The sequence below is a fragment of the Haloleucobacter ellipsoideus genome (assembly GCF_052491725.1).
The window spans coordinates 215,099-228,654 of the sequence record NZ_JBQWAR010000021.1 but is presented as its reverse complement, the minus strand read 5'-3'; the positions used below and the strand labels follow the sequence as shown (position 1 = coordinate 228,654).

Annotated in this window: 8 protein-coding genes; 2 read left to right on the top strand and 6 right to left on the bottom strand. The window is 64.0% G+C overall.

Features of this window, described 5'->3' with window-relative positions; all coding sequences use genetic code 11:
* Positions 1-30: 30 nt before the first annotated feature.
* The gene (locus ACT6QG_RS15495; RefSeq protein WP_444978487.1) at positions 31-852 is read right to left on the bottom strand and encodes a hypothetical protein; all 822 of its coding nucleotides are present in this window, start codon (positions 850-852) and stop codon (positions 31-33) included.
* 461 nt (positions 853-1,313) lie between these two features.
* On the opposite strand from ACT6QG_RS15495, the gene gltB reads away from it, so the two are divergent.
* On the top strand, positions 1,314-6,023 hold the full coding sequence (gene gltB, locus ACT6QG_RS15490; RefSeq protein ID WP_444978486.1) for a glutamate synthase large subunit: 4,710 nt from the start codon (positions 1,314-1,316) through the stop codon (positions 6,021-6,023).
* 207 nt (positions 6,024-6,230) lie between these two features.
* Positions 6,231-7,652 carry a glutamate synthase subunit beta gene (locus tag ACT6QG_RS15485; protein ID WP_444978485.1) on the top strand — a complete coding sequence of 474 codons (1,422 nt, stop codon included), beginning with the start codon at positions 6,231-6,233 and terminating at the stop codon, positions 7,650-7,652.
* A gap of 365 nt (positions 7,653-8,017) precedes the next feature.
* On the opposite strand, the gene ACT6QG_RS15480 is transcribed toward ACT6QG_RS15485, so the two are convergent.
* The 5 genes from ACT6QG_RS15480 to ACT6QG_RS15460 all read right to left on the bottom strand — a co-directional run bounded on the left by ACT6QG_RS15480 (position 8,018) and on the right by ACT6QG_RS15460 (position 13,365).
* The gene (locus ACT6QG_RS15480; RefSeq protein ID WP_444978484.1) at positions 8,018-9,427 is read right to left on the bottom strand and encodes an ammonium transporter; all 1,410 of its coding nucleotides are present in this window, start codon (positions 9,425-9,427) and stop codon (positions 8,018-8,020) included.
* 131 nt (positions 9,428-9,558) lie between these two features.
* Positions 9,559-10,692: an aminomethyl transferase family protein gene (locus ACT6QG_RS15475; protein WP_444978483.1), complete on the bottom strand. Its 1,134-nt coding sequence runs from the start codon at positions 10,690-10,692 to the stop codon at positions 9,559-9,561.
* A 41-nt stretch (positions 10,693-10,733) separates the two neighbouring features.
* Positions 10,734-11,774 carry a heme-dependent oxidative N-demethylase family protein gene (locus tag ACT6QG_RS15470; RefSeq protein ID WP_444978482.1) on the bottom strand — a complete coding sequence of 347 codons (1,041 nt, stop codon included), beginning with the start codon at positions 11,772-11,774 and terminating at the stop codon, positions 10,734-10,736.
* A gap of 14 nt (positions 11,775-11,788) precedes the next feature.
* On the bottom strand, positions 11,789-12,748 hold the full coding sequence (locus tag ACT6QG_RS15465; RefSeq protein ID WP_444978481.1) for a PDR/VanB family oxidoreductase: 960 nt from the start codon (positions 12,746-12,748) through the stop codon (positions 11,789-11,791).
* Positions 12,745-13,365 carry a dimethylamine monooxygenase subunit DmmA family protein gene (locus ACT6QG_RS15460; protein ID WP_444978480.1) on the bottom strand — a complete coding sequence of 207 codons (621 nt, stop codon included), beginning with the start codon at positions 13,363-13,365 and terminating at the stop codon, positions 12,745-12,747. Before ACT6QG_RS15460 ends, ACT6QG_RS15465 begins: the two co-directional genes overlap by 4 nt.
* Positions 13,366-13,556 lie beyond the last annotated feature (191 nt).

Below are 13,556 nucleotides of genomic sequence, written 5' to 3'. Positions count from 1 at the left end.
ACCCGGTCTTTCCCCGGTTACCGGGCCGGCTCAGCGCCCGGTGACCGGGCGGGAAAGAACAGAGGCCGTGCCTGCGGAGCCGGTGGCCGGCGTGCCCACCCCCGCGCCGATATCCTGCGGCACTGCGGGAGCTGGCGGCTGGGCGGCCGCCACCGTCCTTGCCGGTGCGGCAGGCGTCACCTGCGGGACAGCTTGGGGCTGCGCCTGTTCAACGGGTCGTTCTACCTGCTCCTGCGGCTGCATGGTGGAAATATGCGGAGGCTCTCCATGGGCAGGGTCCGCCGCGATTTCCGGCACATACCCCCCAGGATCGGGAGAGACCGCGCCGGGTTGTGCGGGGACGGCGACATCGCCTTCATATGGCAGGGCTTCCGGCCGGGCGGGCGGCAGGGGAACCGGCCCGCGCCCGGACTGCCACTGTCCCTGCCCTTGTCCCTGTCCCTGCCCGCGGCCACGCCCCTGCGCGGGCGGCACCGCTTCCGGCGGATAATAGCCCTCAGGCGCGCCGCGCCCATAGATCAAGGGCTGCACATCCACGACCCGGCCACTATAGGCATCGACCCGAATGGCGACAGGTGCACCATCCTCGGTGGCTGTCACCACATAGTGGCGGCCGTTCAGCACCGGCTCTGAAACGCGCCGGTAGCCCAGCCCGCGCACCAGATCCCGCACCTCATATTGCGACAGGCGGACAGCCCGGCCGGATGATGTGGGCGGCGGCCCGCCATAGACGGGGCGGCCCGGCCGGATCGGATCGTCATAATATTGGGCGAACACCGACCCGGGCATGAGCAGCACGCCTGCGCACAGGGCAACACAGCCCAGCCCCGCGCCTTTTACTGCCTGTTTCATGTGCACCTGCCTAAAAAACAGCCCGAGTTTTCGCATCCGAGGGAAGCGCAGCAATGCGGCAGGGGTGCGACAGAGCCGCCAGAGCCCCACCTGTCGACATCTTGAAACTCCGTTACGTTACAACACTCTTTGCCATTCTCTTGTTGCGTTTGAGAGGGCCGGAACGAAATTTTTTCACTTTCCGCCCCTTTTGAACCCTTACAGACGCTTGTCGCCCGGACTGTTTTCTGTCATGTTCCGAGAGATAGGGAAGCCATACTGCCCTATCCCCCGAAGCGCAAAACCTGAATTCACCTGCATGCAGCAGGAGAGATTGCGCGCCGGCCGGCGCATGCTGGCACGAAAATTGCATTATGTTCACGCCTCAGGTGTGAGCACATGCCGGGGGAAAGGGGCGAGACACGGGCATTGCGGGGCGGCTTCAGCCAATCCGTGCCGGACGAACATAGAGAGACGATACCATGGCAGGAACAGATCGCACGGACGGTCTGAACACTCACGTGTCCCGGTCCGCAGCATCAACCGCCACCAAAGGCGCAACCATTGCTGGCCGCCCGGCCCCGTTCGGCCTGTTTGACCCCGCACAGGAGAAAGACTCCTGCGGTGTCGGCTTCATTGCCGACATCAAGGGGCGTGCCTCTCACCGCATCGTGCAGGACGGCCTGAAGATCGTCATGAATCTGGAACATCGCGGCGCGGTGGGTGCAGACCCGCGCGCGGGTGATGGCGCCGGCATGCTGGTGCAGATTCCACACCGGTTCTTCCAGAAGGAGGCCGCCCGCCTCGGTTTCGAGCTGCCCGAGCGTGGCGCATATGCTGTCGGCCATATCTTCATGCCCCGCGACAAGGACGGGCAGGAGATCATCCGCCAGACCTATGCGAAGGCGATCGCCGACGAGAATCTCGTGCTGCTGGGCTGGCGCGATGTGCCCACCGACAATTCCTCCCTCGGCGTGAGTGTGCTGCCCACCGAACCGGACCATGTTCAGGTCTTCATCGGGCGCGGAGAATCCATCACCAATGAGGATGATTTCGAGCGCCGCCTGTTCGTGCTGCGCAAGGTCATCTCCAACCTCATCTATAATGAGCAGGACCCACGCACGAGCGACTACTACCCCGTCTCGCTCTCCTGCCGCACGCTGGTCTACAAGGGCATGTTCCTGGCCGACCAGCTCGGCGCCTATTACCCGGACCTGCATGACGAGGATTTCGAGAGCGCGCTCGCTCTCGTGCACCAGCGCTTCTCCACCAACACCTTCCCCGCATGGCCGCTGGCCCACCCCTACCGGATGGTGGCACACAATGGCGAGATCAACACCCTGCGCGGCAATGTGAACTGGATGGCGGCACGGCAGGCCTCGGTGGATTCCGAGGCGCTGGGCGCGGACATCTCCAAGCTCTGGCCCATCTCTTATGAAGGCCAGTCGGATACCGCCTGCTTCGACAATGCACTCGAATTCCTTGTGCAGGGTGGCTACTCGCTGCCGCATGCCGCCATGATGCTGGTGCCCGAGGCATGGGCCGGCAATCCGCTGATGGATGAAGAGCGCCGCGCCTTCTACCAGTACCACGCTGCCATCATGGAGCCGTGGGACGGCCCCGCCGCCATCTGCGCCACTGATGGCCGCCAGATCGTTGCAACGCTCGACCGCAACGGCCTGCGCCCGGCCCGCTATCTGGTGACCAGCGACGACACCATCGTGCTGGCCTCCGAAATGGGCGTGCTGACCATCCCCGAGGAGAAGATCGTCACCAAGTGGCGGCTCCAGCCCGGCAAGATGCTGCTGGTGGACCTTGAGGAAGGCCGCCTCGTGCCGGACGAGGAGATCAAGACCGAACTGGCCAAGGCCCATCCCTACAAGGAGTGGCTGAAGCGCACCCAGCTGGTGCTGGAGGAACTGCGCAATGTGGATGCCCGCGCCGTGCGCACGGATGTGTCCCTGCTCGACCGCCAGCAGGCCTTCGGCTACACGCAGGAAGACCTGAAGCTGCTGATGGCCCCCATGGCCATCACCGGGCAGGAGGCTGTCGGCTCCATGGGCACGGACACGCCCGTGCCGGTGCTCTCCGACAAGCCCAAGCTGCTCTACAGCTATTTCCAGCAGAATTTCGCGCAGGTGACGAACCCGCCCATCGACCCGATCCGCGAGGAACTGGTCATGAGCCTCGTGTCGTTCATCGGCCCGCGCCCCAATATCTTCGATCTGGAAGGCACCGCCCGGCGCAAGCGGCTGGAAGTGCGCCAGCCCATCCTCACCAATGAGGATCTGGAGAAGATCCGCTCCATCGGCATGATGGAAGAGCGGTTCGACACCCGCACGCTCGACATCACCTACCCCGCCGACAAGGGCGCGGCGGGCATGGAAGAGGCCGTGCAGCATCTGTGTGACCGTGCGGAAGCGGCGGTGCATGGCGGCTACAACATCATCATCCTTTCCGACCGCATGGTCGGGCCGGACCGGATCGACATCCCCACTTTGCTGGCCACGGCGGCGGTGCATCACCACCTCATCCGCAAGGGCTTGCGCACCTCCGTGGGCCTTGTGGTGGAGACGGGTGAAGCACGCGAAGTGCACCACTTCGCCTGCCTTGCCGGCTATGGCGCGGAAGCCATCAACCCCTATCTCGCCTTCGAGACGCTCGTTGCCATGCGTGACGACATTCCCGAGGAGGTCGACGAGAAGGAGGTGGTGAAGCGCTACATCAAGGCCATCGACAAGGGGCTGCTGAAGGTGATGTCCAAGATGGGCATCTCCACCTACCAGTCCTATTGCGGCGCGCAGATCTTCGATGCTGTCGGCCTCTCCTCGGAGCTGGTGAACAAGTATTTCTTCGGCACCGCCACCACCATTGAGGGCATCGGCCTTGCCGAAATCGCGGAAGAGACCGTGCGCCGCCACCGGCTCGCCTTCTCCGATGCACCGGTTTACCGGATGGCGCTGGATGTGGGCGGCGATTATGCCTACCGCATGCGCGGTGAGGACCATGCCTGGACACCAGACACGGTGGCCCAGCTTCAGCATGCGGTGCGCGGCAATGCGCAGGACCAGTATCGCGCCTTCGCCAGCTCGGTGAATGCGCATGACAGGAAGCTGCTGACCCTGCGCGCCCTGTTCCGCATCCGCGAGGCGGAGGAAATCGGCCAGAACCCCATTGATATCAGTGAGGTGGAGCCTGCCGCAGAGATCGTGAAGCGCTTCTCCACCGGCGCGATGTCCTTCGGCTCCATCTCGCGTGAAGCGCACACCACCATGGCGATTGCGATGAACCGCATTGGCGGCAAGTCCAATACCGGTGAGGGCGGCGAGGAGCCGGAGCGCTACAAGCCCCTGCCCAATGGCGATTCCATGCGTTCCGCCATCAAGCAGATCGCCTCCGGCCGCTTTGGCGTGACGGCGGAGTATCTCGTCAATTCCGACGTGATGCAGATCAAGGTCGCGCAGGGCGCCAAGCCCGGCGAGGGGGGCCAGCTGCCCGGCCACAAGGTGGATGCGGTTGTCGCCAAGGTGCGCCACTCCACTCCGGGCGTGGGCCTCATCTCCCCGCCCCCGCACCACGACATCTATTCCATCGAGGATCTGGCGCAGCTCATCTATGACCTGAAGAACGTCAATCCCGATGCCGATGTCTCGGTCAAGCTGGTGTCGGAAGTCGGCGTGGGCACGGTCGCGGCCGGTGTCGCAAAGGCGCGCGCGGACCATATCACCATCTCCGGCTTCGAGGGCGGCACGGGCGCATCCCCGCTCACCTCCATCAAGCATGCCGGCTCGCCGTGGGAAATGGGCCTTGCCGAAACCCAGCAGACGCTGGTGGCGAACCATCTGCGCTCGCGCGTCGCCCTTCAGGTCGATGGCGGCTTCCGCACGGGCCGCGATGTGGTGATCGGCGCACTGCTGGGCGCGGACGAGTTCGGCTTTGCCACCGCCCCGCTCATTGCGGCGGGCTGCATCATGATGCGCAAGTGCCATCTCAACACCTGCCCGGTGGGCGTGGCGACGCAGGACCCCGTTCTGCGCAAGCGCTTCAAGGGCACGCCCGAGCACATCATCAACTACTTCTTCTTCGTTGCGGAGGAAGTGCGCGAGTACATGGCCCAGCTCGGCTTCCGCACCGTGCATGAGATGGTGGGCCGCATGGATGTGCTGGACCAGCACCACGCCATTGACCACTGGAAGGCCAAGGGGCTGGACTTCTCGAAGCTGTTCGTGAAGGCCGATGTGGGCCCGGAGGTGGGCATCCGCCACACCGAACGCCAGCATCACCCCATCGAGAAGGTGCTGGACCGCACCCTCATCGCCAAGGCCATGCCGGCGCTGGAAAAGGGCGAGCGCGTGGAGATCGAGACGCCGATCTGCTCGGTGGACCGTTCCGCGGGCGCGATGCTCTCCGGCCAGGTCGCCAAGCGCTATGGCCATGCCGGCCTGCCGGATGACACCATCCATGTGTCGCTGAAGGGCACGGCGGGTCAGGCTTTCGGCGCCTTCCTCGCAGCCGGCGTCACCTTCGATCTGGTGGGTGAGGCGAATGACTATGTGGGCAAGGGCCTGTCAGGTGGGCGCATCATCGTGCGGCCGCCGGAGAACAGCGCCATCGTGCCGGAAAACTCCATCATCGTCGGCAACACCGTGATGTATGGCGCAACCGAGGGCGAATGCTTCTTCCGCGGTGTGGCGGGCGAGCGTTTCGCGGTGCGCAATTCCGGCGCGATCGCGGTGGTTGAGGGCACCGGCGACCATGGCTGCGAATATATGACCGGCGGCGTTGTCGTGGTCATCGGCCCCACCGGGCGCAATTTCGCGGCGGGCATGTCTGGCGGCGTGGCCTATGTGCTGGACGAGGACAAGACCTTCGCCAAGCGCTGCAACCTCTCCATGGTCGATCTCGAACCGGTGGAAGAGGAAGAGGACCTGCTGGAACGCCTGCACCACCATGGCGGCGATCTGGAGTTCAAGGGCCGCATCGACGTGCATTCCGACATGTCGCGCCATGACGAGGAGCGCCTGCACCAGCTCATCGCCATGCATGTGCACCACACCGGTTCCGCCCGCGGGCAGACGATCCTCGACAACTGGGCCGAGTATCGCTCCCGCTTCGTGAAGGTCATGCCCGTGGAGTACCGTCGCGCCTTGCGCGAACTCGAAAAACTGCGCGGCCTTCAGGCGGCCGAGTAAGTCCTCACAGCCAGCCTCCCCTGCCCGGCGCGGGGGAGGCACGCCACTCCGGTTCGGAAACAGGCCCCCCGCGCGGGCCGCAAGGTGACACGGCGCGGGCATGGCAAACAGGCACGGCTGTGCCGCCATGATGCCTTCACATTATTCCATTTCTTATGGAGCCCACGGCGCACGCGGTGCGACGGCTCCCTCAGCGAGGATCTTCGCATGGGCAAGGTCACAGGCTTTCTGGAGATTGATCGGCGCGAGCAGAAGTATCAGCCCGCCTCCGATCGTATCCGCCATTTCCGCGAATTCACCCTTCCGCTGCCGGAATCCGAGGTGGTGGAGCAGGCCTCGCGCTGCATGGATTGCGGCGTGCCCTTCTGCCACGGCCCCACCGGCTGCCCGGTGCACAACCAGATTCCGGACTGGAACGATCTGGTCTATCGCGGCGAGTGGGAAGAGGCGATCCGCAATCTCCACTCCACCAACAACTTCCCCGAATTCACCGGCCGCATCTGCCCCGCCCCGTGCGAGGAAGCCTGCACGCTGAACCTTGAGGACATGCCCGTCACCATCAAGACGGTGGAGCAGGCGATTGCCGATCGCGGCTGGAAGAAGGGCTTCATCAAGCCCGAAATCGCCGCCCAGAAGACCGGCAAGACCGTGGCCATCATCGGCTCCGGCCCGGCCGGCATGGCCGCTGCCCAGCAGCTCGCCCGCGCCGGCCATGAGGTGCATGTCTATGAGCGCGAGCCCAAGGCCGGCGGCCTGCTGCGCTATGGCATTCCCGATTTCAAGATGGAGAAGCACCTCATCGACCGCCGGGTGGCGCAGATGGAGGCCGAGGGCGTCATCTTCCATTATGGGGTGAATGTCGGCGTCTCCACACCGCTTCAGGAGCTGCTGGATGGCCATGATGCCGTGCTGATGGCCGGCGGCTCGGAGGCTCCGCGGGATCCCGCCCTGCCCGGGCAGGAACTGGCGGGCGTGCATTATGCCATGCCCTATCTGGTGCAGCAGAACCGTCGCAATGGTGGCGAGGCCGAGCAGGAAAACCCCATTCTGGCCACCAGCAAGCATGTGGTGGTGGTGGGCGGCGGCGATACCGCATCCGACTGTGTGGGCACGGCTTTCCGCCAGGGCGCGCTTTCCGTGCACCAGCTCGACATCCGCCCCATTGCCCCGGTAAAGGAAGACAAGCTGGCGGTATGGCCCTACTGGCCCACCAAGTTCCGCACCTCCTCCTCACAGGCGGAAGGGGCCGAGCGCGAATTCGCCTGCGCGACCCTCGGCATTGAGGGCCGCAACGGTCGTGTGACCGGAGTGAAGTGCGCCCGGGTGGATGCCAAGCGCCAGCCCGTGCCCGGCACGGAATTTGTGCTGCGCGCGGATCTGGTCTTCCTCGCCATCGGCTTTGCCCACCCGCTGTTCGAGGGACTGGTGGAACAGTCCGGCGTGGCGCTGGACAAGCGGCGGAACGTGCTGGCCGATGATCTGGGCTATGCCACCTCTGTGCCCAAGCTCTATGCGGCGGGTGATATGCGGCGCGGCCAGTCTCTGGTGGTGTGGGCCATCCGCGAGGGCCGTCAGGCCGCCCACGCCATTGACAGGGATTTGATGGGCGAGACGGTGCTGCCGCGCTGACACGCTTCAGGACTGGACAAACAAAAACCCCGCCGGTGCATGCCGGCGGGGTTTTTGTTTGGGCCGATCCTGGATCTTGCTGCCGCAACGGGGGCATCATGGGTGACGACTTCAGGATGGCGGTTCAGCGGCCTGTCAGACAGGACAGGTATATCCGCTTGCCCCAGAACGATCCGCGCACTCTGGTGCAAGGCTCAAGGATGGATGGGGAAATAAAACAGGGGAGCGCCTGCCACGCTCCCCTGTTCCATGTGCGCTGAAGGGTTTGAAACCCTGTCCACCCTTCCCCTCCGGTCTGGGTCCGCATCCCGCTTTCTGCCAGAATGGCGGGAGGCGGTGTTTCAGGCCCGGCGGGGCGGCACCCTTCAGCGGCTGGCCGGTTCCGGTTTGGCGGGAGCCATCGCCGCTGCGGAAACAGGCCCATGGCCCTGTGTTGCCATGGTGTAGAGGCGCTCGCCGCCCACACCATCATCCAGCCGGTAGCCGCTTTCCCCATGCGCGGCGATATCCAGCCCCACCATTTCGTCATCCGGCTCAACCCGCAACCCCACCACGACATCCGTCACCTTCAGGGCGATGAAGGAGCTGATGAGCGAATAGACGATGCTGAAGAGAATGAGCCCCACCTGCACCACCATCTGGGAGCCCATGTTGCGCCCTTCCGGAAAGCCGGTTCCGCCCAGCCACTCGGCGGCGAACACCACGGTGAGCACACCGCCCACCACCGCCGCGATGCCGTGAATGCCGAACACATCGAAGCTGTCATCATAGCCGAAGCGGTGCTTGAGATATTCCACCGCCCAGACGCAGGGCGGCGCGGCAATAAAGGCGATGACGATCGCACCCACGGGGCTGACGAAGCCACAGGCCGGCGTCACCGCGACAAGGCCGGCAATGACGCCGGACATGAGCCCCAGCGTGCTGGGCCGGCCCCGGTGCAGCCATTCCGTGGCCATCCACCCCATGGCGCCGGCCGCTCCGCCGAGGAAGGTGTTCAGCATCACCATCATGGAAAAGCCGTTGGCCGCCAGCGCACATCCGCCACAAAACGCCAGCCAGCCCACCCAGAGCATGCATCCGCCCATGGTTGTCATGGTCATGTTGTGCGGGGCCATCATGGTGGTGCGGTAGCCAAGGCGCGGGCCCAGCATCAGCGCCGCCAGCAGCGCCGCGATGCCGGCATTGAGATGCACCACATTGCCACCGGCGAAATCCTGCGGCTCCATGTCGAACACCCAGCCGCCACCCCAGGCCATGTGGGCCATGGGCACATAATTGATGAACAGCCATATGGCCATGAACAGCAGCACGGCCGAAAAGCGCATCCGCTCCGCAAAGCCGCCAATGATGATGGCCGGGGTGATGGCGGCGAACATCATCATGAACATGATGAACAGATATTCAGGCAGCTCACCCACCAGACTGTTCTGCCCCACCCCCATGAGGAACAGCTTCGAGGTGCCACCGATAACAGCCTGGAACGGACTTTCGACAAAGGTGAGGCTGTAGCCGGCGAAGATCCACAACACCCCCACCATGGCGGATGTCGCCACCACCTGCGTCATCACCGAGAGCACATTCTTCGCCCGTCCAAGACCGGCATAGAACAGGGCAAGCCCCGGCACCATCATCAGCATGACGAACAAGGCGCACATGGTGACAAAGACAGTATCCGCCACGCTCAGCGTGGGTGCGGGCGCGGCCTCCTGCGCCATGGCCGGCAACGGCAGCAGCACGGCAGACGCGATCAGGGCAGATTTCCAGTATTTGCTCATAGAACCCCCTTCCCTTTCAGGAGACAAGATCATCCAGCACGCATTCCACGGCGCAGACCACCCATGACATCTTGTTATGTGAACCTCTGGAAACAGTGACGGGCCCGGAAAGGGCCAGCCATGACATGGCATCACCCCTTTGCGGTGCGCTTCTTCTTTTCCGGATCATCAAACGGGAGCGTATGGGCCTGCGCCTTTACAGGGCCAGAGGCATTGCGCACCTCCAGGGCGGTGCCGGGAACGGCGCAGTCGACATCAAGGCGGGCAATGGCCATGGAGGCCTTTGCGAGAGGCGAATACATGCCGCAGGTGGCCACACCCACCTGTTTTTCTCCGCAATAGACCGGCGCACCCTCATCTGCCGGCTCGGAACCTTCCAGCAGCAGGCCGAAAATCCTGAACCTCTCCCGCCCCTTCAGCCGGGCATGTTCTTCCGCCCCGCGAAAGCCGGTCTTGCCGGGGCTGACCGTGAAATCGAGGCCCAGTTCCCACAACGTGTCGCCCGGCCCTTCATCGGGGAAGGGATATTTCTCCGAATTGTCATAGGGGAAGAACAGCAGGTAGCTTTCCACCCGCAACAGGTCCAGCGTGGTGAAACGGCAGGCAATGATGCCCAGATCCGCACCCTCTTCCAGAATTTTATCCCAGATCGCCACCGCATCCTGCGCACGGCAGAAGATCTCGTAGCCCCGCTCGCCCGTATATCCGGTGCGCGAAATCATCACGCCATAGCCGAACAGGCGTGTCTGCATGTGGTGAAAATAGGGAAGATCGCGGATACCGGGCACATGGCGGGCCAGAAAGTCCACCGCCAGCGGGCCCTGCAGGGAAAGATCATGCAGATTGTCATCAAAGCGGATGGAGACATCACGCCCGATGGCTGCCTTCTGCAACTGTTCATGGCCGGCGCCGGCGCCATGCACGATCATCCAGCTATTGGTGCTGATACGGTAGATGATGCAGTCATCCACGAACTTGCCCGCCTCGTTCAACATGCAGGCATAGGCGGATTTTCCGGGATAGATCTTCTCCACATCGCGCGTGGTGGCCAGATCGATCACATGCGCGGCATGGGCGCCGGTGATGTGCACCTTCTTCAGGCCGGAAACATCCATCAGGCCGGCTTTGGTGCGGATGGCCAGATATTCTTCCTCCTGATCCTTGTCATAGGTCCAGGCCGTGCCCATCCCGCTCCAGTCCTCGAGGGCGGAGCCCAGTGCGCGGTGCCGCTCGGCAAGGGCGGAAAATCTCCAGATTGCAGTCATTCATAGTATCCGTCTTTTGGAGGTTCTGGCGGAGGAAGGCTTCACTCCGGTGCGCAGCCGGGAGATGTCGGCGCACCATCGTCATAACGGGAGAGCCAGCTCACAATACTGGCGCGGTTGCCGCTGATGCCCTTGTAATCGGCCAGTGGCTGGGGCAGATCGCGCAGCACGCGGTGCAGGCGGCGGGCCCATTTCGGCTTCGTCACCAGCTCATCCAGCCGGATGAGATAGCAGCGGATGGAGAAGAGCAGCGCATTGGAGCGCGGCAGGCGCCACATGGCCTGCAACTCCACCCGCAGATGCAGTTTCTCGCCCACATTCTCAGGCGTTACGGAAGCTTTCTCGATGCCCCAGCGGGTGTAGTTCTCCGGGCTGGTGTCGAGCCGCGGATTGACAGTCATCGTCCAGTTCAGGCGGCGCACCGGCTGGCCCTGCTGCACATTCAGCAGAAACTTGAGCGCGCGCTCGAAGACACCCAGCTCATGGGCCATGGGCACGGGGGCGTGCCATTCCATGAAGTTCATGCCGATATTGAAATCCAGCGACCAGTCCGCCTGGGTGGTGACCATGCCGGCATCCATCCAGAGCGTGTTGTCGCGCTGGTCGAGCAGGGCAAAATCACCCTGGCACTGACGGGTGATGTATTCCATCGGCCCGCAGGGCAGCGTTGCCGCCTCGCCAAAGATGAAGCGCTGCTCGATAACGAGCGGGCGGTTGATCCAGTGCCAGTGGTCACCATCGCGGTTGAGGGTGAAATGTTCCGGATAGTGCTGCGCCATGGAGGTCATCAGCAGCTCCACCAGATCCCACTCCGCCGTCATCATGTGGGGAAGAGACTGGCAGCGCAGAGGATCTTCCTTCAGCACGATGGCCCGGTCCTGCATCTCGGCGACATAATGCTCGTCAATGTCGATGGGAAATTCCGTCACCGCATTGGCGGGACCGGGATTGTGCTGCTCGATATTGACCGAATACATGTATTCGTCACGTTCGAACGGAAACGGAAAGCGGTTTACGGCTTCAGGACTGTTGCGAAAACTGTAGTCTCCGCGAAAGCTTTCGGCCTTGAAGGGGATGGTCATGACAGGCTCTCCACTCACAGGTCCAGCACAAGTTCACGCCCGCGCAGGCGCGACATGCAGGTCATGATCCTCTTGCCGCTCCGGCGCTGTTCGGCGGTGAGGTAATGGTCCCGGTGCACAAGCTCGCCATCCGCGGCCAGAACCGTGGTTTCGCACTGGCCGCAGGCCCCGCCCCGGCACAGGCAGGGGGCATCCACGCCGGCCTCCTCCATGGCCTCCAGCAGGCTCTGGTCCGCGCCCACCTCCAGCGTGAGGCCCGAGCGGGCAAGGCGCACGAGAAAGGGTTCGCCACCGGCCGGAGCCTGAAAGCGCTCGGCATGCAAGGCCGCTTCCGGCCAGCCTTCGGCGCGAGCATCCGCCAGAACCCCCTCGATCATCCGCTCCGGCCCGCACACATAAAGATGGGTGCCCAGCGGCTGATGGCGCAGCGCCTGCGGAACGCTGAAACGCTCTCCCCGCGCGCTCACATACAGGCGCACCCGGCTGCCATGGCGAGCCACCAGCTCCTGCGCGAATGCTCCGTGCGCGACATCGCGCATGGCGTAATGCAGTTCGAAGGAGCCGCCCTGCGCGGCGAGCTCCGCAGCCATGGCGTGGATGGCGGTAATGCCGATCCCCCCTGCCACCAGCACGTGATGCCGCCCGGTGCGATTGATGGAAAAGAGGTTGAGCGGGGCAGACATGGTGAGCCGCGCCCCAACCTCCAGCCCCTCATGCACAAAGGCAGAGCCCCCGCGTGAGGCGGGCGCGCGCTGCACGGCGACCTCATAAACCCCGCCGGCAAGCGTGGTGCCGAGCAGCGAATAGGCATTGCGACAGGTCCGCTCCGGCCCCTTCAGGGTGAGCACCACATGGGCCCCGGCGGAATAGGGGGGCAGAGCCGCCCCATCCACCCGGGCCAGCCGCAGCTTCCTGATGCCGGTGGCAACCATTTGCGCGGCGCTCACCACCACCTCCATGCCGGCGCCGCTCATGACCGCGCCTCCGCACAGGACTGCGGCACCGGAGGCAGCGCTTCGGCCGGCGGCACCAGACCGGGTGTCTCGGCATCGATCACCACGCCCATGAAGGCGCCAAGACGGCGCGAATAATGATCGCGCACCAGAAGATGGGTGCCGCAATGGCGACAGATGACGGGACTTTCCATCACATCATCCGTGAAGCCCTTGCAGTGCACGCATTGCACAAGGCGGGCGGGCGAGCCGCGATGCTCGGTGAAAATGGCCTGCCCCAGCATACCCGCCGCCAGCGCAACAGCCTGCGCCTGGCCGATGAAATCCTCCTCCCCGGCAATATAGAGACGCGCGCCCATATCCGCGCCCGAAAGCACGGCACGCAACTTCACCAGCCCGGTTTCCCGGGTAGGGGCAAGATGCAGCGCATCCACGCCCAGCCGTTCCAGTTGCCCGGCCTGTTGCGGCGCGCACACATGAATCAGGGTGGTGCTTCGCAGGCTTTCCCTGTGCCCGCCAAAAGCCTCTTCAAACGCGGCCAGCCCCGCTCCATGCGTGATGACGATATGGCGTTTGGCGCACTGGTGCGGTGCAAGGCGGCCATGGCGCGGCCGACTTGTGATGGGGGACATAGTCATGTCCAGCCTCCAGACAGAACCGTGTTTCCACGCTCCGCCCACCCCGGAAGGGCGGACGACGACAGCATTGGCAATCACATTCCAGGAAGAGCGAAATAGATCGGAATGGATACGCGACATGCCCGGCCGGAACGCACCCCGTTTCATGTACAAAGTGGAAGAGGAAAGTATCCGCCCCGCATGTCATGAGA

Coding starts and splice junctions, on each gene's coding strand:
- ACT6QG_RS15495 (WP_444978487.1), bottom strand. CDS start 852: ATGAAACAGGCAGTAAAAGGCGCGGGGCTGGGCTGTGTTGCCCTGTGC.
- ACT6QG_RS15475 (WP_444978483.1), bottom strand. CDS start 10,692: ATGACTGCAATCTGGAGATTTTCCGCCCTTGCCGAGCGGCACCGCGCA.
- ACT6QG_RS15480 (WP_444978484.1), bottom strand. CDS start 9,427: ATGAGCAAATACTGGAAATCTGCCCTGATCGCGTCTGCCGTGCTGCTG.
- ACT6QG_RS15465 (WP_444978481.1), bottom strand. CDS start 12,748: ATGAGCGGCGCCGGCATGGAGGTGGTGGTGAGCGCCGCGCAAATGGTT.
- ACT6QG_RS15485 (WP_444978485.1), top strand. CDS start 6,231: ATGGGCAAGGTCACAGGCTTTCTGGAGATTGATCGGCGCGAGCAGAAG.
- ACT6QG_RS15470 (WP_444978482.1), bottom strand. CDS start 11,774: ATGACCATCCCCTTCAAGGCCGAAAGCTTTCGCGGAGACTACAGTTTT.
- gltB (WP_444978486.1), top strand. CDS start 1,314: ATGGCAGGAACAGATCGCACGGACGGTCTGAACACTCACGTGTCCCGG.
- ACT6QG_RS15460 (WP_444978480.1), bottom strand. CDS start 13,365: ATGACTATGTCCCCCATCACAAGTCGGCCGCGCCATGGCCGCCTTGCA.